Source organism: Corynebacterium sp. MSK310 (assembly GCF_030227355.1).
Classification (GTDB): Bacteria; Actinomycetota; Actinomycetes; order Mycobacteriales; family Mycobacteriaceae; genus Corynebacterium; species Corynebacterium rhinophilum.
In genome coordinates this window covers 60,884-86,445 of sequence record NZ_JASPFZ010000005.1, presented here as the reverse complement: position 1 = coordinate 86,445, position 25,562 = coordinate 60,884, and the positions used below count along the sequence as shown (strand labels likewise).

At 61.1% G+C, this 25,562-nt stretch carries 26 protein-coding genes; 17 read left to right on the top strand and 9 right to left on the bottom strand.

The window, feature by feature from the left end; genetic code table 11:
- The first annotated feature begins 168 nt into the window (after positions 1-168).
- Positions 169-843, top strand: coding sequence for a metal-dependent transcriptional regulator (locus QP891_RS05780; RefSeq protein WP_284770223.1), 675 nt, complete (start codon positions 169-171; stop codon positions 841-843).
- Between the two features lie 26 nt (positions 844-869).
- On the opposite strand, the gene QP891_RS05775 is transcribed toward QP891_RS05780, so the two are convergent.
- Genes QP891_RS05775 through QP891_RS05760 form a run of 4 tightly spaced genes read right to left on the bottom strand, consistent with a single transcriptional unit; the run spans position 870 to position 4,250 of the window.
- The gene (locus tag QP891_RS05775; RefSeq protein ID WP_284770224.1) at positions 870-1,667 is read right to left on the bottom strand and encodes a metal ABC transporter permease; all 798 of its coding nucleotides are present in this window, start codon (positions 1,665-1,667) and stop codon (positions 870-872) included.
- Entirely contained in the window at positions 1,655-2,479 is an 825-nt protein-coding gene (locus QP891_RS05770; RefSeq protein ID WP_284770225.1) for a metal ABC transporter permease, read from the bottom strand. The genes QP891_RS05775 and QP891_RS05770 overlap by 13 nt, the downstream gene beginning before the upstream one ends.
- Positions 2,476-3,174: a metal ABC transporter ATP-binding protein gene (locus QP891_RS05765; RefSeq protein WP_284770226.1), complete on the bottom strand. Its 699-nt coding sequence runs from the start codon at positions 3,172-3,174 to the stop codon at positions 2,476-2,478. The genes QP891_RS05770 and QP891_RS05765 overlap by 4 nt, the downstream gene beginning before the upstream one ends.
- Positions 3,171-4,250: a metal ABC transporter substrate-binding protein gene (locus tag QP891_RS05760; RefSeq protein ID WP_284770227.1), complete on the bottom strand. Its 1,080-nt coding sequence runs from the start codon at positions 4,248-4,250 to the stop codon at positions 3,171-3,173. The genes QP891_RS05765 and QP891_RS05760 overlap by 4 nt, the downstream gene beginning before the upstream one ends.
- Before the next feature lie 224 nt (positions 4,251-4,474).
- Between QP891_RS05760 and QP891_RS05755 the strand changes: the two genes are divergently transcribed.
- From QP891_RS05755 to QP891_RS05705, 11 genes are all read left to right on the top strand, one after another.
- Positions 4,475-5,743, top strand: a complete 1,269-nt coding sequence (locus QP891_RS05755) for a glutamate-5-semialdehyde dehydrogenase (RefSeq protein WP_284770228.1) — start codon at positions 4,475-4,477, stop codon at positions 5,741-5,743.
- A 4-nt stretch (positions 5,744-5,747) separates the two neighbouring features.
- Entirely contained in the window at positions 5,748-6,674 is a 927-nt protein-coding gene (locus QP891_RS05750) for a cutinase family protein (protein WP_284770229.1), read from the top strand.
- 18 nt (positions 6,675-6,692) lie between these two features.
- On the top strand, positions 6,693-7,310 hold the full coding sequence (gene nadD, locus QP891_RS05745) for a nicotinate-nucleotide adenylyltransferase (RefSeq protein ID WP_284770230.1): 618 nt from the start codon (positions 6,693-6,695) through the stop codon (positions 7,308-7,310).
- A 117-nt stretch (positions 7,311-7,427) separates the two neighbouring features.
- On the top strand, positions 7,428-7,871 hold the full coding sequence (gene rsfS / locus QP891_RS05740; protein ID WP_284770301.1) for a ribosome silencing factor: 444 nt from the start codon (positions 7,428-7,430) through the stop codon (positions 7,869-7,871).
- A 7-nt stretch (positions 7,872-7,878) separates the two neighbouring features.
- Positions 7,879-8,577, top strand: a complete 699-nt coding sequence (locus QP891_RS05735; RefSeq protein ID WP_284770231.1) for a histidine phosphatase family protein — start codon at positions 7,879-7,881, stop codon at positions 8,575-8,577.
- Positions 8,577-9,374: a DegV family protein gene (locus QP891_RS05730; RefSeq protein WP_284784782.1), complete on the top strand. Its 798-nt coding sequence runs from the start codon at positions 8,577-8,579 to the stop codon at positions 9,372-9,374. The genes QP891_RS05735 and QP891_RS05730 overlap by 1 nt, the downstream gene beginning before the upstream one ends.
- A 158-nt stretch (positions 9,375-9,532) precedes the next feature.
- A complete protein-coding gene (locus tag QP891_RS05725; RefSeq protein WP_284770233.1) occupies positions 9,533-10,210 on the top strand; it encodes a ComEA family DNA-binding protein in 678 nt (225 codons plus the stop codon).
- A gap of 20 nt (positions 10,211-10,230) precedes the next feature.
- On the top strand, positions 10,231-11,634 hold the full coding sequence (locus tag QP891_RS05720; protein ID WP_284770234.1) for a ComEC/Rec2 family competence protein: 1,404 nt from the start codon (positions 10,231-10,233) through the stop codon (positions 11,632-11,634).
- A gap of 7 nt (positions 11,635-11,641) precedes the next feature.
- Positions 11,642-12,610 carry a DNA polymerase III subunit delta gene (holA, locus tag QP891_RS05715; protein ID WP_284770235.1) on the top strand — a complete coding sequence of 323 codons (969 nt, stop codon included), beginning with the start codon at positions 11,642-11,644 and terminating at the stop codon, positions 12,608-12,610.
- A 10-nt stretch (positions 12,611-12,620) separates the two neighbouring features.
- The gene (locus QP891_RS05710) at positions 12,621-13,010 is read left to right on the top strand and encodes an ankyrin repeat domain-containing protein (protein ID WP_284770236.1); all 390 of its coding nucleotides are present in this window, start codon (positions 12,621-12,623) and stop codon (positions 13,008-13,010) included.
- Positions 13,007-13,654, top strand: a complete 648-nt coding sequence (locus QP891_RS05705) for a LysE family translocator (RefSeq protein WP_284770237.1) — start codon at positions 13,007-13,009, stop codon at positions 13,652-13,654. Before QP891_RS05710 ends, QP891_RS05705 begins: the two co-directional genes overlap by 4 nt.
- On the opposite strand, the gene QP891_RS05700 is transcribed toward QP891_RS05705, so the two are convergent.
- On the bottom strand, positions 13,651-15,012 hold the full coding sequence (locus tag QP891_RS05700; protein ID WP_284805851.1) for a type II restriction enzyme: 1,362 nt from the start codon (positions 15,010-15,012) through the stop codon (positions 13,651-13,653). The two genes, QP891_RS05705 and QP891_RS05700, sit on opposite strands and share 4 nt — an antisense overlap.
- A complete protein-coding gene (locus QP891_RS05695) occupies positions 15,005-15,847 on the bottom strand; it encodes a DNA adenine methylase (protein WP_284770239.1) in 843 nt (280 codons plus the stop codon). The genes QP891_RS05700 and QP891_RS05695 overlap by 8 nt, the downstream gene beginning before the upstream one ends.
- A gap of 341 nt (positions 15,848-16,188) precedes the next feature.
- On the opposite strand from QP891_RS05695, the gene QP891_RS05690 reads away from it, so the two are divergent.
- Positions 16,189-16,767 carry a TetR/AcrR family transcriptional regulator gene (locus QP891_RS05690; RefSeq protein WP_284770240.1) on the top strand — a complete coding sequence of 193 codons (579 nt, stop codon included), beginning with the start codon at positions 16,189-16,191 and terminating at the stop codon, positions 16,765-16,767.
- A 100-nt stretch (positions 16,768-16,867) separates the two neighbouring features.
- On the opposite strand, the gene rpsT is transcribed toward QP891_RS05690, so the two are convergent.
- Positions 16,868-17,131 (bottom strand): 30S ribosomal protein S20, encoded by a 264-nt coding sequence (rpsT, locus tag QP891_RS05685; protein WP_023023493.1) that lies wholly within the window; start codon positions 17,129-17,131, stop codon positions 16,868-16,870.
- Positions 17,132-17,353: 222 nt separating this feature from the next.
- Positions 17,354-17,890: a type II toxin-antitoxin system PemK/MazF family toxin gene (locus QP891_RS05680; RefSeq protein ID WP_284770241.1), complete on the bottom strand. Its 537-nt coding sequence runs from the start codon at positions 17,888-17,890 to the stop codon at positions 17,354-17,356.
- 18 nt (positions 17,891-17,908) lie between these two features.
- On the opposite strand from QP891_RS05680, the gene lepA reads away from it, so the two are divergent.
- From lepA to efeB, 4 genes are all read left to right on the top strand, one after another.
- Positions 17,909-19,759: a translation elongation factor 4 gene (lepA, locus tag QP891_RS05675; protein WP_284770242.1), complete on the top strand. Its 1,851-nt coding sequence runs from the start codon at positions 17,909-17,911 to the stop codon at positions 19,757-19,759.
- 250 nt (positions 19,760-20,009) lie between these two features.
- Entirely contained in the window at positions 20,010-21,908 is a 1,899-nt protein-coding gene (locus tag QP891_RS05670) for a phospholipase C (protein WP_284770243.1), read from the top strand.
- Between the two features lie 3 nt (positions 21,909-21,911).
- Complete coding sequence (locus QP891_RS05665; protein ID WP_284770244.1) at positions 21,912-23,033, top strand: EfeM/EfeO family lipoprotein; 1,122 nt, start codon at positions 21,912-21,914, stop codon at positions 23,031-23,033.
- Positions 23,033-24,262 carry an iron uptake transporter deferrochelatase/peroxidase subunit gene (gene efeB / locus QP891_RS05660; RefSeq protein WP_284770245.1) on the top strand — a complete coding sequence of 410 codons (1,230 nt, stop codon included), beginning with the start codon at positions 23,033-23,035 and terminating at the stop codon, positions 24,260-24,262. The genes QP891_RS05665 and efeB overlap by 1 nt, the downstream gene beginning before the upstream one ends.
- A gap of 223 nt (positions 24,263-24,485) precedes the next feature.
- Here the strand turns inward: efeB and QP891_RS05655 are convergent, their stop codons facing one another.
- A complete protein-coding gene (locus tag QP891_RS05655) occupies positions 24,486-25,475 on the bottom strand; it encodes an HNH endonuclease signature motif containing protein (protein ID WP_284770246.1) in 990 nt (329 codons plus the stop codon).
- Between the last annotated feature and the right edge of the window lie 87 nt (positions 25,476-25,562).

Sequence of the window (25,562 nt, the reverse complement as noted above, 5' to 3'; positions counted from 1 at the left end):
AATCAAAAGCCACGGACAGCGAAGGCTGAGTGCGTCGTGTGTGTACCGAAGAAAGGACGTACCGCCCACTGTCCGTGGCAAGTGAAATTAAAAGTTCAACGTGTTGAACTACTATTAATTTAACACTTATCCCAGGACGACACAAGCACGATTACTAAGATGGTGGACATGCACCTAGAAGAACTCCCTACCCGTAGCCAGGACTACCTCAAGGTTCTGTGGGACTTATCGGAGCATTCCGGGGGTGCCCCAGTGGCGCTGAAGGATGTGGCGGGCCGCCTGGAACAAAAGGTGCCCACTGCCTCCGAGGCGATTAAAAAGCTCGCCGCCCAAGGTCTGGTGGAGCATGAGCGCTATCAGGGCGTCTCATTGAGCCCTGCGGGCCGCGAGCTGGCGATGCAGATGGTGCGCCGCCACCGGCTTTTAGAAACCTTCTTGGTAGAGACCCTGGATTATTCCTGGGACGAGGTGCACGAGGACGCTGACCGCCTCGAGCACGCCTGCTCCGATCGTTTTATTGGCCGCATCGATGCGCTGCTGGGGTCCCCTGACCGCGATCCACACGGCGATCCCATTCCCGATGTCGGCGGTGGCATCGAGGATCTCGGCACGCTCACGCTCGCCAGCGCCCCGCTCGATGCGCCCGTGACCGTGGAGCGCGTCTGCGATGAGGATCCAGGCCTGTTGCGCTACCTCGACCGCTTTGGTGTGGAGCTGGGCAATAAGCTGTGCGTCAGCGATAGCGTGGCTGGCCTGTTGACGGTGCAGACCGAAGGCGGCGAGATGTCGCTGGCGGAGGTGGCCGCCCGCGAGATCACAGTCCGCCTTGCTTCGAACAATTAACGCGCGGCGCAGAATGGCGCCGCGCGCTAGGAAACCGCCTTATAGGCCGCCATGCTGGTGAGGTAAAAGACGCCCGCCACAATGGCGATGGTGCCGCCGGCCGAAAGGCTTAAGTGCGCGGCGATAAATAGCCCGGCGACCGCGATGGTGATGCCAATGATGCCAGCCCCGATAAGCAGCACCTCCGGCCGCGATACCCACGGGCGCAGGCCCGCGGCCGGGGCCACGAGTAGGGCAATGGACAAGATGGTGCCGACGGCGGGGATGACGGCGGCCATCGTCAAGCAGATAAGGCCGAGCGTCAGGGCATCGTAAAGCCCGCTATGCGGGGACGTGCTGGGGTCGAAATAGGCCTGGAAAAGGCGGCGCCGGCAGGCCAATACCGCCAGCAAACAGATAACGACCAGTCCGGCCGCGACGGCGACATCGCGGTGGTTAACCGTAGTAAGCGAGCCCACCAGGAAGCTATCGACGTGCAGCGGCAACGGCTGAAACCAACGCAGCAGCAAAATGCCCAGCGCAAAGCCCAGAGTGAGCGTGGTGCCCGCCGCAGCGGTAGAGGATACGCCATGCACCCTGCCCAGGTAATGCATGAAAATCGCCAGCGGAATGCAGACCGCCACGGAGCCGAGCATGAGCCCATCGCTCAAGTTGGCGCCCAGCGCATTGGCTACGACGACGCCGATAACCGCGCCGGGAAAAGTGCCGTGAGAAAGGCTCTCTGCAAAAAAGACGCGGTTGCCCAGCACCATGAGCGTGCCCACCAGCCCGGAAAGGCAGCCCACCGCGATGGCTTCGAGGAATGGCAATGTTAAGACCCCCATATGCGCCTGCCTAAAAGTGCGAGCGGAACGGTTAGGGACAGCGACAGCGCGACGATGGCCTGCGGGGAAATCTGGTGGGAGGTTACCGAAAGCATGAGCCACAGGCCCACGCATACGGCTAGCACCGCGCCGACCAATGCCCACAGGAGCATCTGCACCGGGGTGCTGGCTAAGACGCGCCCGACCAGGCCTGGTACCACGACGAAACCCAAGACGAGCAACACGCCAATGGCGGAGCTCGCGGCGACGACGATTAGGCCCACCGCTACGTTGGCAGTGACATCGATTAGCCCCACGCGGATGCCGGTGGCGCGCGCGGATTCGCGGTCAAAGGCGACGGCTACTTGCGAGCGCCAGGTGGCCAGGATGAGCAGGGCGGCAACCACGCACAAGATGATCGAGGGGATCATGCGGTCAGTGGTGATATCGAGCAAGCGGCCAAACATAAGGGCCTCTAGCTGGCCGGAACGATCCCCTACGGCGAGGCTGATGACCACGCCGATGCCATACATCAAGGTCAGCACCACGGCGGTGCCGGATTCATGATCGTGGCCATCGCTGCCGGAATTAAGGCGCGCCAAAATGAGCACTGCGACGCCAGCAGCTATGGCGGCGCCGGGCAAGATGCCGGGAAAGCCCGCCACGGCCAGGCCAATGACGATGCCCGGGAATACCGAGTGGACCAGCGCCTCAACGCTAAATTCCATGCGGCGCAGGTTGACCACCACGCTGATCACCGCGCCGGTCAGGGCTACGCACAGCAAAAACAGGGCCGCGCGCTGCATAAAGGGAGCAGTAAGCAGAAGCGTCACATGTCCCCCTGAAATACCGACGTGGCCTCCAGGTAGCGCTCGACTGCATCCTCGGTATCAAGGACCTCGCTGTGACCGTCCACGATGAGCATTCCGGCATCGCAGGCGCGCTGCGCCAAAATGGGATCGTGGGTGGAAATGAGCAGGGCAACCCCGCTCTCCTTGAGCTTGGCGATGATCCCCAAAAGCACCTGCCTGCTGTCTTGGTCCAGGCCATTGAAGGGCTCGTCCATGAGTACGAGGTCTGGGTGTGCGGCGAGCGCGCGGGCGATAAATATGCGTTGGCGCTGCCCGCCCGAGAGCTTGTCCCAGCGCGTCTTCGCCTTTTCCGCCATGCCGACGAGCTCTAGCGCTTGGGTGATCTGCGGGCGCAGGCGGCGCATGCTGCCCATACGCTCCCACCACGAGGCCTTATTGAGCAAGCCCATTTCCACGACCCGGCAGGCGGTGACGGGGAAGGTGGGATCGCAGGTGTGGTGCTGGGGAACATATCCCAGCGTCGCCGTGCGCTCGTGCTTGCCGCGCAGGGTGGCAAGGCCAGCGATGGCCTTTAAGAGTGTGGACTTACCAGCGCCATTAGCCCCCAGCAGCGCGATGGCCTCACCTTCGTGGATGGACAAGGAGACATCGTCCACGATGGTGGTGGTGCCATAGCCGCAGGAGGCATGGGAAAGCTTTAAAAGCGGTGCACTCATTGCGCGGCGTCCAGGCTTTCTGGCAGATCGGCCACTTCACCGTCCCAGGCATCTACCAGGGTGGTGACGTTGTGGATGATGGAGCCGATGTAGGTTGCACCGTCGCTATTTGGCACGCCCAAGGAATCGCCGTACAGGGCGTCTTCGTCCGTAATGGCCTTGACCCCAGCGGCGCGGGCGATGGCCTCGATGGACTTAGAGTTATTGGAGTTTTCCGCGAAAATAGCCTTGGCGCCGGAATCGCGGACCTTCTTGGCTGCGTCCTCGATGTGCGAGGAAGTAGCGTCCTGCTGGTTATTGAAGTCCGTGAGCGCGGATCCGATGAATTCCACGTCATAGTCGTTGGAGAAGTAGCCGAAGGCATCGTGCGATGAAAAGAGCACGCGTTCCTGCTCAGGGACGGTCTCCAGGGACTCGGTGACCCATTTATCCAGCTCGTCGAGCTGCTTGGTGTATTTTTCACCGACTTTCTTCACGGATGGTTCCTTATCGGCCAAGGCATCCACGATGTTTTGTACCTGGATTTTGGCGTTCTTGGGGGAGGTCCATACGTGTGGGTCGTGGGTGAATTCTGGTTCCTCGCCGTCCTCGCCGGGGAAGGGCCACGGGCGAAGGTCTATCTTGTGGTTGGAATCGTCATCGCCTGCGGTGACGATAGTCTCGCCATCGAAGCCGGAGGACTCCACGGCGTTATCGAGGAAGTGCTCGAGATCGACGCCGTTTTTAAAGAGGAAGTCCGCATCCGCCATGGCGCTCATCTGCTGCGGGGTCATCTCGTGCTCGTGCGCGCTGGCATTCGGCGCCAACAGGCAGGTGAGATCGAGGGTGGTATCGCCATCGCCCTCGGTGGTTTCCTTGCCGCTGGAATCCACCTTGTGCAGCGTCATGCCACCCTGGGCAATCTGGGTAAGGTAATCGCAGATCTGCGTGGTGGTGGCAACGGCCTTGATGGTCTGATCGTCGCCCGAACCGGAGCCCGCGTCGGAACCGTTGCCGCCGTCATTCGTGCTGCAGGCGGTGAGGGCGAGCCCGCTCAGAGTCAGCATCAGGCCCAGCTTGGCCACGTTCTTTTTCATGAGTGCTCCTTTTGTGCAGTGAAACCTATCAAGCAAAGAATAAACATACCCAAGTACCATTTTCAAGGTAGTGAACATTAGGGTTTGAATTTGTGAGCTTTACTGCAGTTTCGGGCGAGGGAGGGGGAGGAGATTTCACTGCGTAGCCCGCACAATTGAGGAAAAGTGTGAGGTAAAAGACGGGCGGCTGAAAAACTCGGGCAGGTACGTTACTCTGGTATGACATGAGCAACACTGAACGCGAAGAAGTTCTGTCCAAAGCCCGTGCTGCTAAGGACGTTGCGCCCGTCGTGGCGCAGCTGTCCACGCCGCGCAAGAATGAAATCTTGCAGCGCGCAGCCGAAAATCTTATTGCCCACACCGATGACATCCTTGCTGCCAACCAGCAAGATATTGAGGCAGGCCGCGAGCGCGGCATGTCCGATTCCCTCATTGACCGCCTGACCCTGGACGCTGCCCGCGTCGAGGGCATTGCAGATGGCCTGCGTCAGGTCGCTGGCCTGCAAGACCCAATAGGCGAGATCCTGCAGGGCCGCACCATGGATAACGGCATCCAGATGAAGCAGGTGCGCGTCCCGCTCGGCGTGATGGGCATGGTCTACGAGGCTCGCCCGAACGTCACCGTGGATGCTTTCGGCCTCGCCCTGAAGTCCGGTAATGTGCCGCTGCTGCGCGGTTCCAAGTCCGCGCGCAACTCCAATACCAAGCTGGTGGAGCTTCTGCAGGACACCCTTGCAGAGTTTGATCTGCCACGCGAGGTAGTCCAGCTACTGCCGTGTGAGACCCACGACTCCGTCCAAGACTTGATTACCGCCCGCGGCCTGGTGGATTTGGTTATCCCCCGCGGCGGCGCCAAGCTCATCGAGGCCGTGGTTACCGGCGCTACTGTTCCAGCCATCGAGACCGGTACCGGCAACTGCCACTTCTACATCGATGCCTCGGCCGATATGGACAAGGCCATCGACATGGTAATCAACGGCAAGACCCGCCGCACCTCGGTCTGCAACTCCACCGAGTGCGTGCTTATTGATGCTGCGCTTGATGATGCCACCAAGCTGCGCATCGTCCGCGCCCTCCAAGATGCAGACGTCACCGTCCACGGTGACGTTGACGAGCTCGAGGGCTTCGGTGCCACGGACGTTGTCCAGGCCACCGAGGAGGATTGGCGCGAAGAGTCGCTGTCCATGGACATCTGCGCCAAGGTGGTTGACGGCGTTGACGCTGCCATCGCGCACATCGCGGAATTTACCACCGGCCACACCGAGGGCATCGCGGCCCAGGATGCGGACGTCTTGGTTAAGTTCGGCAACGAGGTCGATGCCGCGGCCGTCATGCTCAACGCCTCCACTGCCTTCACCGATGGCGAGGTCTACGGCATGGGTGCAGAAATCGGTATTTCCACCCAGAAGCTGCACGCTCGTGGCCCAATGGCCCTGCCGGAGCTGACCTCTTCCAAGTGGGTCCTCCAAGGCACCGGTCACGTACGCCCATAAGAATATGCGTCTTTTTCCTCGCTCTCGCGCCGCCGCTGGTTTCGTAACTATCGCCGCCACGGCGGCGCTTGGCATGTCTATGCTCGCCCCTGCCGCGGCGGAGGGTCAGCCCCACACGCAGGCCGAGACCTGTCCCGATTACGTTTTCCTTGCCGCACGCGGCTCGGACCAAAACGAGGAACACGGTGAGTATTTCGGCCCACAGCGCTACTCGGAACAGGGCGCGGAATCCAATGGTTATGAAGGTCCCAACCTCGCAGCGCTCTTCCACCTGGTAGAACAACGTCACCCCGGCACCATGGATAATGCCTACGTGCTGGCGCTGGATGCAGATGCATATCCAGCCTCGATGAACCTGCCACCGCTGGCCCAAGAGGGCGAAAACCTGCGCCCGCTGCAGCTGATGCGACGCCTGGGCGGAGTGCTGTTGGAGCACCCCTTGCACGAGTTGATCTATCAGGTCACCGTTGGCTTTGTGCAGAGCCTGCGCAGCGGCATGAACAACGCGCCGCGCGTGGTGGAGCAGTACGAAGAGGAAACGGGTTGCAGCCCGCGCTATATCACCGCTGGGTATTCGCAAGGAGCCATTATCGCCACAAGCGCGGAACGCTACCTCGCGTCCAAGGACAAGCTCGCCGGGGCGATCTACCTGGGCAATCCCTTGCGGCGTCCCGGCGGCATGGCCGGCCCGATTCCGCGATATCTCATTCCTCACAGTGCCGCACTGCCGGCCGATCGCCGTATCGACTACTGCCTTGCCGGCGACTTCGTTTGTGATCTCAACCTGCGCAATGCCAAAGACGCCCTAGCCACTAAGGCCGCCCACCACGCCTCGTATTTCCGCGAAAGTGAGGGCGATGCGGCGGTGGAACAGGACAATGCCCGCGTGGCCGATACCGTGGCTGGCTGGCTTAACTCCCCAGCAGGGTAGCGGCTATACTCTCCAGCCATGACTAATTCCCAGCGCATTGGGATCATGGGCGGCACCTTTGATCCAATCCACAATGGCCACTTGGTCGCCGCCAGCGAGGCGGCGCACCGCTTTGCCCTCGATACCGTAGTCTTTGTACCCACCGGTCAACCGTGGCAGAAGGCCTCCCGCGAGGTCACCGCCGCGGAGCACCGGTATTTGATGACCATGGTGGCAACGGCCTCCAACCCGCGTTTTACCGTCTCCCGCGTGGATATTGACCGCAAGGGCCCTACCTATACCATCGATACCCTGCGCGATCTGCGTGACCTTTTTCCGGGTGCCGAATTTTACTTCATCACCGGTGCGGATTCCCTGCAGTCCATCATGAGCTGGCATAACTGGGAAGAGATGCTGGAAATGGCGCACTTCGTGGGTGTTACGCGCCCAGGCTACGAGCTGAGTACAGACATGCTGCCGGCCGACTCGCGGGAAGATATCAACCTCATCGATATCCCCGCCATGGCCATTTCTTCCACGGATTGCCGCGAGCGGGCCGCGCAAAACCGGCCGGTGTGGTACCTGGTTCCGGATGGAGTGGTGCAATACATCACCAAAAATAATCTCTACTCGGCGCAGCCGGATAAACCTTTATAGTTCAAGTTTGGGCACAATCGCGCCGAACGTGCAAGAATAAACAGCTAAAAGACACTTCCTCACCAGACGCGAAAAGGGAATTTTTATACATTGTCTATTTCTGATCTCGCCCGCCGCATGGCGGCAACCGCGGCACATGCCGCACAGGACAAGTTAGCTAGCAATATCGCAGCAATCGATGTCTCCGATGTCCTTGCCATCACCGAGGTTTTCGTGCTGGCTTCTGCCGATAATGAGCGCCAGGTCGGCTCCATCGTGGATGAGGTGGAGGACCAAATGACGGCCGAGGGCTTCGAGCCACAGCGCCGCGAGGGCAACCGCGAAAACCGCTGGGTGCTGTTGGACTATGGCAATATCGTCATCCACGTGCAGCGCACCGATCAGCGCGAGCACTACGGGCTTGACCGCCTCTACCACGATTGCCCGTTGGTGGACATTGAGGGCATTGAGTCACCCGAGCGCCCCGGCGATTGGACTAATGGCGTTAACCCGCGCACCGTGGATTCCATTGATGAGCTGCCATTGGCGCAAAAGGCCCCTGGCGAGGACGAGGAGCTTTAACCCCACCATGAGCCGCCGCCTGATTCTGATCCGCCACGGACAAACCACCTACAATGCCTCCGGCCGCATGCAGGGCCACTTGGACACTGAGCTTTCCGATGTCGGATATGAACAGGCCCGCGCCGCCGCGCGCCTGCTCCGGGATCAGGACGTGGTAAAAATCGTCGCCTCCGATTTGCAGCGCGCTCGGGAAACCGCGCGGGTAGTGGCAGAATCACTCGGCTTGGACTTTTCTACGGACCCTCGCCTGCGCGAGACCAACCTGGGGCAGTGGCAGGGCAAAAGCTCTGCCGAGGTGGATGCGGAATTTCCCGGCGCCCGCGCCATCTGGCGCCATGACCCTACCTGGGCCCCGCCGGAGGGCGAGTCCCGCGTGGACGTGGCGCGGCGGGCACGCCCGGTCGTCGACGAGCTCATGCAGGAATTTTCCGGCTGGGATGACGGCGCCGTGCTCATCGTCGCCCACGGTGGCGCAATTTCCGCGCTCACCTGCCACCTGTTGGGCTTGGATCACGGCCAGTACGGCATTTTATCCGGCCTGAAAAATACCCACTGGTCGCAGCTGACCGCCCGCCCGGATTTCAACCCGGAAACCCCCGTAACCTCCCTGGAATTCACGCCAGAGACGGTGGCGAGCGCACAGTGGTACTTCGACGGCTGGAATATGGGTGGCGAGGTCACCGGTGATGGAGGGGCAGATGCCTAGTGACCGTTCGCGTCATTACTGACTCCGCGGCCAGCCTGCCCCCAGAGATCGCTGAAGAACTCGATATCACCGTCATTGACCTGCACGTGATGGATAGCGAGGATAAGGGCGGAAAGCTTCGCACCACTTCGGGCCTGTCTTCCCTCGAATTGGCCGCTGCCTACGGCCGGGAAATGGAAAAGGCGCAGGATGATGGCGTGATCGCCATCCACCTGTCCAAGGAGCTTTCGTCCACGTGGTCGGCGGCGGTGGCCGCGGCAGGGGTTTTCCCCGATACAGTGCGCGTTATCGATTCCGGCTCGGCCGGCATGGTCATGGGCGCGGCGGCGATGGCGGCTGCCACTAAGGCGGCACACGGCGCGGCGCTGGAAGAATGCCACGCGGCGGCGCTAGACAGCATCGAGCGGGCGGCTACCTGGGTGTACCTGCATTCCACCGAGGATATGCGCCGCTCGGGCCGCATGTCTGCCGCCACCGCCATGTTGTCCACCGCGCTTCTAGCCACCAGGCCGATTATGTCCATCGTGGACGGCAAGCTGGAACTGGTGGGAAAAACCCGCACGCAAACCAAGGCCTTTACCAAGGTGGTAGAGATCATCGCCGCCCGCGCCGCCGGCGAGCCCGCCTTCATCGCCATTCAGCACAACCAGGCCGGCGAAGCGGCGGACAAGCTGCAGGGCCTCTTGCGCGATACTCTGCCAGAAGGCACGTCCTTTATCACCACGCCCTTAACCGAGGTGCTCGCCGTGCACGCTGGGCCCTCCGCCATTGGGGTATCTGCGGTATTTAGCTCCTAGGCCCTCGCACGCACGGGCGAAGCCCTACGGCCTGTGCGCCCCTGATTGTGGATAACTATCCCGCCAGGACCCGTTTGGTTGCCTCCTACAACGACTTATCCACAGCGCCTCTGCCCACGTTCTCGCACCGCACGCGGCGGCTTCCTAGCCTGTGGGCTATGGCGGCACCCAAGATCAGCGAACGACTCCGCGAATATACTCAACCCACCGGCGAGGAAGAACTCCTCCAGGTCGATTACCCGCGCCCGCGAGTGCGCATCAGCCGCTGGCAAGCCTGCGCGGTAGCCATCATCGTGGTGGTGGGCGTCATTATCTGGCTGGGCCTGAGCTCCCGCAATTCGGATGAGTCCGGCATGCCCGAACCCGCGGCGATGGGCAGTACCACCGCCGAGCCCAGCGCGGAGGCTAGCGAAATCGTCGTATCCGTCGTCGGCGAGGTTGCAGCACCTGGCCTGAAGACCCTCGAGCCCGGTGCCCGCGTCGCTGATGCCCTCGCGGCCGCCACGCCTTTGCCGGAGGCGGAGACCATGACGCTCAACCAAGCGCAGCGGCTTGCCGATGGCCAGCAGCTCCACATCCTGCCCCAAGGTGCTCCGCCCGACCCCGCGCTTGCCGATGCCCCCATCGCAGCACCCGCCGGCGGCGATAAAGTCAGCCTTAATTCCGCGACCGCCGCCGATCTCATGGATCTCAACGGAGTAGGGGAGGTCACCGCGGAAGCCATCGTCTCCTTCCGTGAAGAGCGCGGGGGATTTAAGGACGTCGAGGAACTCCTCGAGGTCAGCGGGATTGGTCCCGCCAAGTTTGCCAAGCTCAAAGATAACGTGCAGCTGTAGGCAGAAGAGGCCACGCCGCGATGAAAGAACTCCGTCTGCTGCCCGGCGCCCTGACCGCATGGGTGGCGGTCATCGCGGTGCTGGTTTTCGGGCAGGGGTGGGCCGTGGCGTGCATCGGCAGTGTCGTAGGGATATGTCTGGTTGCCCGGCACTGGGGCCAAGCCATCTTTTGCGGCGTACTCGCCAGCGCCGCCGCCTTCGTAGCAGGCGTGCGACAGGCGCGTGCGGCCGCCTTTGACTTCGGCCGCGAGATTACCGGCCGCGTGGTCACCGCGCCGACCCAAACGAGCACCGGCGGCTGGCTCATCCGGCTCGATGTCCCGGGCTACCCCGCGCAGCTTCCGGTCTTTAGCCCCGAGCCACTGAGCGTCCCTGCCGGAACGCAAGTCACGGCAGCGGTACAGCTTTCCGAGTCCGACCAACCCGGAGTCGGGAACGTGATAGCCAACGCCTCCCACTTGAGCATCGCCGCGCCACCTTCGGGCCTAGCCGGCTGGGCCGCACGGGTGGCCGATAACTTCCGCGCGGTCGTACTAGAGGCGGTAGGCCCGAGCAGCCAGGGGCTCATCCCAGGCATGGTGCTTGGCGATACCTCCCTGCAAAGTCCCGCCGAGCGCGAACTCTACATCGATACCGGGCTATCGCACCTCAGCGCTGTATCCGGTGCCAATGTGGCCATCGTCTGTTCCTTCGCCGCCATCATTTGCGCCGCGTGCGCCGCCGGACCGCGCACCAGGGTGGCGGTGTCCTTGGCCGCGTTAGCCACATATGTCGTCTTGGTGGGACTTGAACCTTCGGTGCAGCGCGCGGCTGTCGCCGGGGTAGTAGGCCTGCTCGCGGTGCTGCACTCTTCCACCATGGAACCCATCCACGCGCTCAGCCTCGGCATCCTCACCCTCCTTTTCGTGGATTCGGACCTCGCGGTGCATTTTGGCTTCGCGCTATCGTGCGCGGCGACCTTCGGCATCGTCATGCTAAGCCCGCTTATCTATTCGCAGCTCGCGGTCACCGGCTGGCCCGCCATCTTCCTGCGCGCTATTGCCGTGGCGATTGCCGCCGATATCCTCACCCTGCCGCTTATCGCCCTCATGTCCGGCGAGGTATCCGTCGTCTCGGTCCTCGCCAATGTCTTGGTAGCACCCGCCACCGCACCCATTACCGTGGTAGGGCTGCTCGCGGCCATCGCCGCGCAGCTAGGCCCCTTGAGCATCGTCGCCGCGGGATTATTAAAACTCATCGAACCCGCAGCGTGGTGGATCAATACCATCGCCCACGGCGTGGCTAGCCTGCCCGTGGTCACCATCACCGCCCACCCGCTATTTACGCTCCTCGCGTACGGATGGGTCATCGCAGGGCTGCTGTATTACCGGCCATGGCTGACCTTGGCGGGGGTTATCGCTTGTCTGGGTCTGTTTGCCGCCTAGCGCTAAAATGATGGACATGCCTCCCGTACACCTCATTCTCGGCGACGATGAATTCCTCACCGAACGCGCCCGCCACACCATTCACAAGGCCGCGGCCGAAGGCGAGGCCAATCGCCCCGAATTGATGATGCTCAAGGCCTCCGAGGTTTCCGAGGGCGAAATCCTGGAGGCCACCAGCCCGTCGCTGTTTGGCGATAACCGCGTCATCGTCATCACGGACTGCGAACGCGCCGGGAAAGAGGTAGTCGATATCATCCTGCGCGCCTGCGTTAATCCTGCGCCGGGCATGACCATGGTGGTGGTCTATTCCGTGGCCGCGAAAACGCTGAAGAAAAAGAAGAAGGCGCCCGAACTAGTGGCGAAGCTGCGCAAGATTGCGGAGGTGCACGAGGTCTTTTCGCTCTATCCCAATGAGCTGGGGCAGTGGGCCACCCGCGAGTTTGCCTCCCATGGCGTTCGCCCCACCCCGGACGTCGTGCACGCGGTACTCGACGGCGTCGGCTCCGACCTCCGCGAGCTTGCCTCCGCCATCTCCCAGCTCGTGGCCGATACCGGTGGCAACGTGACGCAGGAAGCGGTGCGCAATTATTACGTCGGCGTGGCCGAGGTTGCCAACTGGGACATTGCCGATGCCGCCGTCGCCGGCCGCGTCGAGGCCGCCGTCTCCACCTGCCGGCGCGCCCTCCAGCTCGGCGCCAGCCCCGTGGCCATCGCTGCGGCCTTGGCCAATAAGGTCGGCGCCATCGCGCGCCTGTATTCCGCCCGCGGGGACCAGTACACCCTTGCCAGCCAAACCGGGCTTGCCCCGTACGTTGTAAAAATGACCCAGCCCGTAGCCAGGCGCTGGACCGCCGATGACATCACCGCCGCCGTCATCCTCGTCTCCGAACTGGATGCCGCCGTTAAAGGCCAAGGTGGTGAGCCCGAATTCGCCGTTGAGGCGGCCGTAAAACGAGTCGCGGAATTGGCACGTTAAGCTAGAGCCCATGTCTGAGGAACAAGTGCAAGAATTCGCCGGTCGGCTCTTTGACATGGCGCGGGAGGGAAACCCGGATCTCCTGAACTATATTGACCAGGGCGTCAATATCAATCTGGTCAACCAAGACGGCCAGTCTTTTCTCATGCTTGCCGCCTACCACGGCCACGCGGATCTCGTTACCGCGCTGGCGGGCGCCGGTGCCGACGTGAACTTGCTCAATGATCGCGGCCAATCGCCCCTGGCAGGTGCGATCTTCAAAAAAGAAGACGCGGTTATCGATGCCCTCCTAAACGCCGGCGCCTCCGCTACCGCCGGCCAGCCAACCGCCATTGATTCGGCCCGCATGTTTGGCCGCGAGGATCTGCTCGGTCGCCTGGAAGGCGAGTCCGCGCAGTGAGCTGGACTTCCTTTTTCACCATTCTCCTGATGAACCTGGTGGGCGTGGCCTCGCCAGGCCCAGATATCATCCTGGTCACCCGCTATGCCACCAAGTCGCGCCGCCACGCCATCGCTGCGGCCGCGGGCATTCAAATCGGCGTGTTGTTCTGGTGCGGTGCCACGGTCTTTGGCGCGGCCGCCCTTCTGACCGCCTTCCCCGGAATCTTAGGGGCGGTCCAGGCAATCGGCGGTAGCTTCCTCGTTTTCATGGGATGGCGGGCGCTGCGCAGCGGCCTCGAACAGCGCACCAACCCGCCCGTTGATTTGGAGGACGCCGAGGCCAAACTGGGCCGGCTGCGCCATTCCTTCAAGATGGGGCTGGCAACGAACCTGTCCAATCCGAAGATCGTGTTGTTCCTCGCCGCCATGATCGCCCCGCAGCTGCCGGCATCCCCACCGTTGTGGTTGGCCATCGCCTTAACCCTGGCGCTGGCACTATCGGCCTTCGCCTTCTTCCTCGTGGTGGCCACGGTGATTTCCACGAATGCGGTGCGTCGCAAGCTCATCGCCGCCGGCCCGTGGATCGATATCGGATCGGGCCTGTTCTTCATTATCGCCGGCGTCGCGCTCGTGGTCGCTGGTGTACAACAGCTCGTGGCTTAAAGCCCCGGCAGAGTCTCAGGTTCGCCCTCTGCCACCACATCCAGCGCCCACTGGATCCACCGCGCCACCGTCGAGGCCCTCCGCCTCGCCGTGCCAGCGCCCAGGCCGAGTCCTTCTATCGACGCCGCAATCTCGTGCGTCTCGGCCACCTTCCCGCGCCGCAGGCTCATCTCCAGCGCCTGGCGGAATACCCGCCGCGCCGCCAACGCGCGCAGCAGGGCAGCGTTGCGCCCATCGCGTCGGGGCTGTGTGATGGCCTTTTCGCCGCGAGGGGTGAGCTGATAGTGGCCATCGGCAAGCGCCAGCAGCCCGAGATAGCAGGCCGCATTGGCGTAATAGTCTGCCTGGCGCAGATGGAAGTCGTACTGCTCCGCAATTTCCTCCTTGCTCATCGGCTGCTGCGCAATGAGCTCCACCAGGTTGACCACGCGCTCGAAGCTATTGGCCTGCGGGAAGGGAATCCCCGCCGGCTCCGGCTCAGCCTCGACGGAGCCAATAATGCCCAGCGCATCATCCACACTGAGGTGCGAAGCGCTAAGCGCGTAGCGGGCGTGGTCTACCAGCGCGATGCTGCGGAAATCCGCGGGAGCACTGAAATCGTACCGATACAGGTGGAAAATCCCATTCGAGTAGACCAAAAACACGGGCACCACTGCCTTAGATAGCCACTGCTGGAAGCGTCGGTACGGAAAATACAATTGCCGGATATTGAAATCTTCGGAGATGTGATTTTTCGCCTCCACCAGCACCAAATGCTCGAGCGATTCGAAGCCGCCGTCGATTTCCATCTGCGCGCGGTCGACCTTGACTTCCAGCCCCAGATCCGGCACTGGAATCGTCATTTCCAGCGACGACATGCGCCCGGCGACGGTGGCCTGCAATGGTTCGCATCCCAAGAAGTGCTCAAGCATGCCGCTTGCCGATGCCACATTTAACGCCATTGATTCCGAGTTCACGCTCTCGATGTCAAGGGTGTCAAGGCCGGCTGGCATGTCCAACGTGCGCACAGAACTCGGCCCGGCGTGGGTCGGGTCCGGGAACCGTTCGTACAGGTCCAACGGCCCGACGAAGTATTCGCTGCGGCTAACCGGGAGAATACCCAAACCCAGTTCTTTGAAAATCCACGGGCGCGAGGTAGAAAAATCGTGCTTGGCCATCAGCCGCGGTTCCCGGCCGGAAAGCTCTTTTAGCTCTTTGGCCGTGAGGTAGAAGTATCCGTTTTCTTCCAGCTCCTCGCCACGCCCTGCGGCCATGATGCGCAGCCATCCCCAATCATCGAGGCCAAGCTTTTCGCCCTCTGGGACTCCGAAAAGCGCGCGAAGCTCCCGCTGCTCCTGGGTGCTCGGTGCTTTACTCATGGCCCACCTCGTAATTGCGCACGAGCACTTCATCTACCTTGCCGCGGCGTGATCCCACGGAATTGATGGCGCGGGTGGCCGCAACGGTGTCGATGGAATAATCTGCGTAGAGGTCGCGGATGAACTCCGTGGCGGAATTGGACAGGAGGAATTTCACGCCGCGGGCATTGAGGTCATCGCACACCGCCTTCAAGCGCTCTTGCTCCGCGCGGTCAAAACCGCCCTTTTGATAACCGGTAAAGGAGCTGGTGACGTTGACCGGGTCATAAGGCGGATCGAAATAGACAAAGTCACCTTCACCGGCATCTGCTACCGCCGCAGCGAAATCGCCCTGCGTGAAGGTGATGTCATTGTCCCAAAAATACTGGTGGACCCCGCGCAGCGTATCCGCATCACAGATGGTGGGGTTCTTATAACGGCCAAAAGGCGCATTGAATTGCCCCGCGGAATTTACCCGGTACAGGCCGTTATAGCAGGTCTTATTCAGATACAGCGTCCGCGCGGCGCGCTCTGTAGCAGATAGCGCCGCGAACCGTTCTGCATCGCGGTCTACCGCGCGCAGCTGATAGAAAAAATCCGCGTCGTTCGGGTAGGTCGATACCAGGCTAATGAGTTCTTCGACGCCTTCGCGCACTACCTCATATAAATTGATGAGCTCCGAGTTGAGGTCATTGACCCGCGCTGCGGCCGGAGTGAGCGAAAATAAAACCGCGCCACCGCCGATGAAGGGTTCATAATAACGCCGCGGTGTCCCAGCGGGCAGGGCGGCGTGAATATGCGGCAAGAGCTGGCGTTTCCCGCCGGCCCATTTCACCAGAGGCTTGACGTTGTTCATTGGTCACCTATCTTAGCCGCCCCCGCAGACACGAACACCATCACCCGTTCGAACATACAAGCCCATAAACTAAGTGTTGCAGCGCAAAATATCACGGTGATCAAGCACCTGCTCCAGCGCCTGCTTTAGTGCTTGATTCGGCGTCTGGTTCGCCGTCGTGGGTTGGGAACGCCGCGTTGACATGCTGTAACTTCGGCGATTTAAGGAGGTTAGGGAAGCCTACCAAGGGTCGGTTTTCTTGGTGGGCAGAAAGACTATAAAGTGAAGAAAAATACCATATTTATGGGGTTGAATTGTTGGGTTTCCACGGGTTGAATATCGTGAGGAAGAGGGGAGAGAGTATGCCGCGCATTTCAGAGATCCGCGTCGCAGCGCTGCGGCTTGTCATTGACCACGGGTATGACGGGTTCACCATGGAAGAGCTTGCGCACGACGTCGGGATATCTCGGCGCACCCTCTTTAACTACGTCAAGGACAAGGAGTCAGCGGTACTCGGCCCGGAAGTTTCGGAAAAGTTCGACCAACAATTGCAAAACTTCGCCGCTGGCCTGCCCACCGGCAGCTTGCGGGAGGATTCTGCAATCATGGCAAACGCGGAATTCGAGCACGCTGTGGGCAACGATCATTTCCCAGAAATCTCCCAATTGACCGCCCGAGCACTCTCCCAGGATGGGAAATTATTGTCCATGTACTGGCGCCGAAACGAGCGCGTCATGATGCACATCCGCCGAGCATTGCAAGCCCGCGAGGGGTGGAAGGCCTCGGATTCTCGGCTCATCCCGGCGGTCAATATCATCCACACGCAGTTTCAAACCGCCATCCAGACTTTTGTGGAAACCCATGGCCGGACATCATTGTCGGTGGCCTATGCAGATGCAGGCAAGATCTTCGAGGCCTACTTTGCCGATGATCTAGCCTAGGCCCATCACGAGCAATGAAAGCGGCGCAATAAAAAATCCCCCGAACAAGCCGCTGCACGCAGGCAGCGCTTTGTTCGGGGGGAGACAAGAAGGCTAGTTACTAGTCCATCTTGTTGAAGGCGGTAGCCAAACCGGACTTCTTGTTAGCAGCAGCATTGCGGTGGAAGACGCCCTTGGAAACGGACTTATCCAGCGCACGGGAAGCAACGCGCAGCTGCTTTTCAGCTGCAGCCTTGTCACCAGTCTCTACGGCTGCGTGGAACTTGCGGATCTCGGTGCGAACCGCGGAACGCACGCTCTTGTTGCGCTGACGAGACTTCTCGTTGGTCAGAACGCGCTTCTGCTTGGACTTGATATTAGCCATGAAAAATACCTCTTGATAATCGAAGATGATTGATTCAGAAACAAACCCGCCGGACGTGTCCCGCGATCCCCGCCAAGGGCGGGAAACCGCTCGGCGTTGGTATTCGAAGAGCGAACCCAAGGTCCTGCCCGCCCCGACCAACGCGCCCGGAAAGTAAGTAACTTGCAAATAATAGCAGCGCAACCGCGCACGAGCCAAGTCTGCGGGCGCCGCGCCGCAGAACTACGCCCAGTGATAGCGCGAGCGCAAGCGGTTGGCAATCCTTTCGAACCTGCGTTCTGGAAAAAGGATGCCCTGCCGGCGCACCTGCTCCTCGGAAACCTCCAATAAACGGTCCAAGCGCACCCAACAATTGCGCCCGGAGGCGTCCCATTCGCCGCAGCCGATTTCCAGCCAGGCATCGTCAAGCGCATGCTCTGGGTTGGCGGAAATGAGCAGGCCGGTCACGGTGGTGCGGGTGCGCCCGACCACCAAGATAGCGCGCTCGCGGGGAGGGGACTGCTTGCCTTCCGAAGGCGTCCACACCCACACGACCTCGCCAGAATCGGCCTGGCCGTCCATATCGGGGGAGAAGAAGATGGAACGGGGATGCGCCGCAGTGGCCTCGACCTGGATGGAGGCGGCCTTGCGCGGCTCGTGGCTTTGGGGGGATCTGTCCAGCCCTAACTGGGAGTTGATGCGGTTGAGGCCAGAGTCCACGGGCTCGCGCTCGCTGATTCCGAGCGCCTCGCGCAGACGGGTGAGCATGCCGGAATTCATGTCGACTATTGTAGACGTATGTCTGAAAACTTTGCGGCCACGACGTTTACGGATCCCTCCCGGATCCGTAACTTCTGCATTATTGCTCACATCGACCACGGAAAGTCGACGCTGGCAGACCGCATCCTGCAGCTATCTAAGGTGGTTGCGGAGCGCGATATGCGTGACCAGTTCCTCGATAATATGGATATCGAGCGCGAACGCGGCATTACGATTAAGGCGCAGAACGTGCGCCTGCCGTGGGTGCCGCAATCTGGGGCATCGGCAGGCGAGCAGATCGTCATGCAGATGATCGATACGCCCGGCCACGTGGACTTTACCTACGAGGTCTCCCGCGCGCTCGAGGCGTGTGAGGGAGCCATCCTGCTTGTCGATGCCGCCCAGGGCATCGAAGCCCAAACCCTCGCCAACCTGTACCTGGCGATGGAAAATGACCTGGAAATCATCCCAGTGCTCAATAAGATCGACCTGCCCGCGGCGGATCCGGATAAGTACGCGCTGGAAATCGCGAATATCATCGGCTGCGAGCCCGAGGAAGTGTTGAAGGTATCGGGCAAGACCGGCGAAGGCGTGGTTGAGCTGCTCGATAAGGTCTGCGAGTTGGTGCCGCCGCCTTCCTCGGAGCATGCGCCCGATGCGCCCGCGCGCGCGATGATTTTTGACTCCGTCTATGACACTTATCGCGGCGTGGTGACCTATATCCGCATGGTGGATGGCAAGCTCACCCCGCGCCAGAAGGTGACGATGATGTCCACCAACGCCAACCACGAGCTGCTGGAAATCGGCATCGTCTCGCCCACGATGCAAAAGTGCGAGGGATTGGGCCCCGGCGAAGTGGGCTACCTTATTACCGGCGTGAAGGACGTGCGCGAGACTAAGGTGGGCGATACCGTTACCTGGTCCCACGGCGGCGCCGAGACCCCGCTGAAGGGCTACAAGGATCCCGATCCAATGGTTTATTCCGGGCTTTTCCCCATCTCCCAGGCCGATTTCCCCGACCTGCGCGATGCGTTAGAAAAGCTGCAGCTTAACGATGCCTCCTTGACCTTCGAGCCCGAGACCTCCGTCGCCCTTGGCTTTGGCTTCCGCTGCGGCTTCTTGGGCCTGCTGCACATGGAGATCACCCGCGACCGCCTGGAGCGCGAGTTTGGCCTCGACCTGATTTCTACCGCCCCGTCCGTGACCTACCGCGTGGTGGCAGAAGACGGCGAGGAAAGCTGGGTTCACAACCCTTCAGATTGGCCGGAAGGCAAGCTCAACGAGGTCTACGAGCCCATTGTTTCCATGACCGTTATCGTGCCCGAGCAGTTCGTCGGCCCAACCATGGAGCTCTGCCAATCCAAGCGCGGTCAGATGGGCGGGATGGATTACCTGTCCGAAGACCGCGTGGAGCTGCGCTACACCATGCCCTTGGGCGAAATCATCTTTGATTTCTTCGACATGTTGAAATCCCGCACCAAGGGCTACGCCTCGCTCAACTATGAGGAGGCCGGCGAGCAGCAGTCTGACCTCGTTAAGGTCGATATCCTCCTCAACGGCGACCCGGTGGATGCTTTCTCCGCCATCATCCACCGCGATTCCGCCCAGTGGTATGGCAATAAGATGACTAAGAAGCTCAAGGAGCTCATCCCGCGCCAGCAATTCGAGGTCCCAGTCCAGGCGGCCATTGGTACCAAAGTCATCGCCCGCGAAAACATCCGCGCCATGCGCAAGGACGTGCTGGCCAAGTGCTACGGCGGCGATATCTCGCGTAAGCGCAAGCTGCTGGAAAAGCAGAAGGCGGGTAAAAAGCGCATGAAGACCTTGGGCTCCGTGTCGGTGCCGCAGGAGGCCTTCGTGGCGGCGCTGTCGACGGACGCGGACGACTAAGCACTGGAAAGCGCAGCGTAATAGTACTTTAACTTTCAGTTAACAATCTCCGCGGTGGCTGCCGCCTAAAAGCGAGGCTGAGCAGCACCCATAGGGCATTCCTGAGACTGGGAATGCCCTTTTTGAGTGTTTGCGGTTTATGGTTTCACGGCGTTTAATTTCGATTCGAAAGCGACCGATGACTCTTCGGCGAGCCACAGCCACTTTCTCCCTCTTTGTTTCACTCGTTTAACTTAAGGCGGAAAATAAGATGAAGCTTCGCTCTCGCGCTGTGGCAGTGTGCGCCGCAGCCGCTGCTACGACCTCCTTGGTCCCCGGTATCGCACAGGCAGAAACCAAGACCCCCATCGATCACGTCGTGGTCATTTACTCCGAAAACATTTCCTTCGACCACTACTTCGGCACCTACCCGAATGCACTCAATGACGAGACCGAAAAGCTGCAGGGAAGCGAGAAACCTGCCCCTAAGTTCACCGCCAAGGCCGACACCCCTAAAGCGGATAATCTCGAAAACAGCGGCAAGCTGAAGGACAATCCGAATTCCATCGATCCTTTTCGCATCTCGCCTGAACACTCCGTGACCACGGACCAGAACCACCACTACGCCGATGAGCAGGAAGCCTACAACGGCGGCAAGATGGACAAGTTCCCGGAGACTGTGTCCACGGACATCGATAAGAGCAATGAGGGTGCCTACGCCACCCCGGGCATGACCATGGGATACTACGACGGAAATACCGTGACCGGCATGTGGAACTACGCGCAGAATTTCGCGCTGAATGACAATAGCTTTTCCACCATCTTCGGCCCCTCCACCCCGGGCGCGCTGAACCTGATTTCCGGCACCGTTGCGGATGCCACCATGCAAGACCCAGCCACGGGCGACCAGCAGAAAATCGAGGATGGCAAGAACCACGCCCTGGCCGGCGTATCCGAGGACGGGTCTACCGCCACCGTGGTGGGCGACCCAGACCCGCTTTTCGATGACTGCTCCAATAAGTCCTCCGCCGGTACCAACCAGGTCACCGCTATGCACTCCAAGAACATTGGTGACCAGCTCAACGATAAGGACGTCACTTGGGGCTGGTTCCAAGGCGGATTCCGCCCCACCGATGAGGCAACGAAGGACTCCCGCGCCCGCTGCGGTTCTTCGCACACCACACTGACCGGCCAGAACCAGACGGACTACAACCCGCACCACGAGCCGTTCCAGTACTACGCCTCTACCGCCAACCCACACCACCTGGCCCCGTCCAGCGATGACATGATTGGCAAGACCGACCAGGCAAATCACCAGTACGACCTCGCGGACTTCGATACCGCCATCGAGCAGGGCAATCTGCCTTCCGTCTCCTTCCTCAAGGCCGCCAATTACCAGGATGGCCACGCTGGCTACTCCAATCCGCTGGATGAGCAAGCGTTTATCACCCACTACATCAACGAGCTGCAAAACTCCCCGGAGTGGGATTCCACCGCAGTCGTCATCGCCTACGACGATTCCGATGGCTGGTACGACCACAAGGCGCCGGAAATCCTCAACGGCTCCACTGATCCGCACCAGGACAAGGAAATCTGCACCGCCGCTGCCGCGAAGGTAGGCATCAAGGGTGATAAGAACGGCCAGTGCGGCCCCGGTACTCGCCAGCCGCTGTTGGTGGTATCTCCCTATGCCAAGACCAACCACATCGATTCCACCTATACCGAGCAGACCTCGGTGACCAAGTTCATCCAGGACAACTGGGGCCTCGGCCGCTTGGGCGGCGATTCCTTCGATGACCGCGCGGGTGAGCTCACCGGCATGTTCGACTTCGCGGTTGCGGAGAAGGCCCCGAAGCTCTTCCTCAATGAAACCGATGGCACTGTGGCGCAGGATTATGACTCCGTAGAGCGCGTGGATGACACCTCGCGCGCTGGCACCAACCTGAAGCCGGTTGTCGATGGCATGAATGACACCAAGGTCACCGAGCAGGGCGTTCCTGCCGTGACCACGCTGGATAAGGCCCAGCAGCCGGATACTAACCACGCCGCTTCCGGTTCCTCCAAGGTAGGCATCATCGGCATCCTCGCCGCACTGGGCGTAGCCGCCGGCATCATCGGCTGGCTCATGAGTGGTCACCCCGGCCTGGATTTGAAGAACCTGCCTTTCTAATTTATGAAGATTTCCCGTTTCGCCACCGCATTCGCGCTCGCCGTTGGGCTCTCCATCCCGCAAACGGGTACCCAGGCCACGCTCAGTGGGCAGGGCAGCGAGCAGCCCACACGCGAGCTCGCCGTGCGCGATGTGTATTCCTGCCCGGCGCCTGAGGATGTGCAGGGTGAGGCGAAATGGAAGATTAATAACACCACCGGGCTTGCCCTCACGGTCTACGTTTCCGATGACAAGGGCAATGCCTACCAGGTTCTCGAGCGCATCGGCACCCCTGCCGTTCGCGAGTGGAACCCGCAGCTGGAGGACGGAACCTACCACCTGACCTGCGTCTTCCACAACGATTCCGCCGTGGAGTCCGACGTTTTCACGGTGACGGGGTCCACCGTTACGAATGCGCCCAAGATGGTCCCCATTACGGATCACGAGGTCGCCGCGGTGTCCATCAAGCAGGCTGAAAACCAGAAAAAGCGCGTGCCTGAGTTGCAAAAGCGCGCGCATGCGCTTGCCGATGCCACTTCTTCCTCCCGCCCCGCCGCCCAAGCCGCCTACCTGGACTACCTGGAGTATTATCGCTCCTTCGACGATTCCAGCGCGGAGTGGCCCGGCCCGGATTTGGAGGGCTACGAAGACATCGAGCGCATCCTGTGGTCCAATCGCCCGCCGAGCGATGCTACCCAGCCCGCCGCCGCGCTTGCCGATGCCACCGACCAGACCGCCCACGCCCTCGACACCTCCCATTTTGCCATTCCCGCCCCGGATTATGGGCTGCGCGCGCATGAGGTGATGGAGGAGTTCGAGCGTTTTGACCTGCGCGGCGAGCGCGATTTCGGCGCCCACGCCCTGCCTACCGCCCTGCGCGGAATCATTACATCGACGCGGCAAACGCTGGATCCCGTGCGCGCTTTGGTCGAGGATCGCGGTTTAGACACCGCTCCCATCTACGACCAGCTCGCGGATTTGGACTCCCTTGCTGAGGAATTCGACGATAAATACGGTGGTGCTTCTAGCGTGGCTTTCGCCAACTGGACACAGGAGGACCGATTGCGCTTACAGGCGGGCGTCGCCAAGGCGAATGAGCTGCTCGCCCCAGTTGCCACCATGACCGTTATCCGGAGGATGAACTAGTGCCGTGCCCGTTTAACTTTTCCCGCCGCTCTTTTCTGTCTGGCCTCGCCGCCTCCGCGGCCGCAGGCGCAGCTGCCCCGGGAGCAGAAGCGCAGTCCACGTCGCTTCCGCTCGAAACCACCGATTCCGTGGATCAGCCGGGCGCGCTGGATTTTCACGGCGAACACCAGCAAGGCATCATAAATCCCCCACAGAAATACTCGGAAATAGTGGCGTTGGACGTGCAGGTCAAGACAAAGGCCCGTTTGGACAAGCTCCTGCGCACGCTAAGTGAAAGGGCACGCATCTTAACCGCTGGTGGCACTCCCGCGCCCGATGGCATTGCTTACCCGGCAATGGATTCGGGCGAGCTGGGCCCTGAGCTTCCGGCCGATCACTTATCTATCACCCTCGCTGTGGGCGATTCGCTTTTCGATGCCCGCTTCGGCCTCGCCGCCTACAAGCCCGCCCACCTGCGCGCGATGGAAGCGTTTGCTGATGACACCCTGCAAGAAGAAAAATGTCACGGTGACCTTGCTTTACAGATTTGCGCCGATGAACGCGATACTGTTCTCCACGCGCTGCGCGATATTTTGCGCCATACCCGCGGCGATGTGGCAGTGCGCTGGCGGCAGAACGGTTATATGAATTCCCCGCGGCCGTCGGGTACGCAGCGCAATCATTTGGGGTTTAAGGATGGCATCGTCAATCCCGGCCCTGATGACTACGATTCGCTCGTGTGGGCCGGTTCGGATGAGCCCGATTGGGCTGCGGGCGGTAGCTATATGGCGGTGCGGCTTATTGCCATGTACACCGAGTTTTGGGATCGCATTTCCATCGCCGAGCAGGAGCAAATCTTTGGCCGCGACCGCGTAACCGGCGGCCCACTATCGGGCGGCGACGAGCACGCCGAACCAGATTACCTCGATGATGCCACCGGCGATGTGATTCCCACCGATGCCCACATCCGTCTGGCCAATCCTCGCACCCCAGACACCGCTGACCAGTTGATGCTGCGCCGCGCTTATAACTATGACAATGGCGTGCGCGATAATGGCACCCTCGACGTGGGCCTGGTGTTTATCTCCTTCCAGCAGGACTTGAAGCGACAGTTCATCACGGTGCAAAAACGCCTCGAAGGCGAACCGCTGGCGGACTATATCCGCCCCTACGGCGGCGGCTATTTCTACGCACTTCCCGGCGTTGCCGATGATTCCGATTATTTCGGCCGCAGCCTCCTCGAAGCCTAAAATCCCGCTGCCCAGCTAATCTCTGGTCAACCACGCATTTGCTTCCACCACAGTGCAAAGGGCGTGGCATTGCCTCGATCTTGCGAGAAGGCACACCAAAACGCACCGCCAGCACACAGGGCCCACGACACGCCAAACTGGCAACCGCTGGACCAGTGATTGCTAAAAGTGGTGGCAAGTTGAAGAGCGACAGCAGGCGGAGCGCCGCTTTCCAGGGGAGCACCTAGCTGGGCGGCGAGGCCCAAGGCGGGAGCCATTCGATGCGGCCGCGATGGCGATGCAGGCGGCCGCGCACCGGCGGGGCGTGCGGGTCATCGTCGTTGACTCCGTTGTGATAGGGGCAAGCAATGGTCAGGTTGTCCATATTCGTCTCGCCGCCGTGCTTCCACGCCTGGAGATGGTGGACCTGGCATTTATCGGCCGGATAATTGCATTCTGCCCACGGGCAGGAGGGGTTTTCGGCGGCGGCCATCAGCCGCTGCTTTTCGGAAGCGAACCTGGAAGTCCTATAGAGGTTGACTGGGCCCTCGAAGGGGTGAATGAGGGTGATAAGGCCGACCTCGGCAAGCTTTTTCTCCACCAGCTTGGCCCCGGAAATTTCGGCACCATTGGTCATCTGCAGCGTGACCTCTTCGCCGCCGCCGCTTAAGATTTTATCCAGCTCATCGAGGTGGATGACGATATTGGTGCTAGCCACCGGGCGGGTGGCACCACCGCGGAAGAAGATGCGGTCGACAGCTTCGAGTGGGGAGTCCTCCCCAATGGTGGAGTGCAGGTCAGCGATGAAATCGGAATCGCCGGTAATCGACAGCGTGGAGGGCCCGTCCTTTCGCCGGGTCATGCGCACCCCGCGCTGGGGCTGGCGCGGAGGATACATCTCCTTGAGCCGAGTGCGCGCCAGCTTGTCGATGTCCCCCGAAGTCCCACACAACTCCGCCCGCAGCACCCAAGCATCCCGTTTCGTCTTGGTGCGGGAGACGTATTTTTCAATCAACTTGAGCGTGGTTAAGCAGTGCTTGGTCGCCCGGCATGTGCGCTGGCGGCGGGTAAAGGAGGTGGGACCGAAGTAGGCATCGGCAAGCAGCAGCAATTCGCGCGATTCCTGCCGGGAAATGCCGAGCCGCCGCAGGTCTGCCTCGGTAAGGCCGAAGACCTCGCCGAGAAGCTCCATCGGCGAGGTTAATTGGCGGGCGTAGTCCTGCAAGCGGGTCATGCCTGCGAGGTTAAGCCACCGTACACCCGCGCGAAAGCCCGCTCCGCCCCGCCTGTGGATAACTCGCCCCATGCGTCACACCTGGCG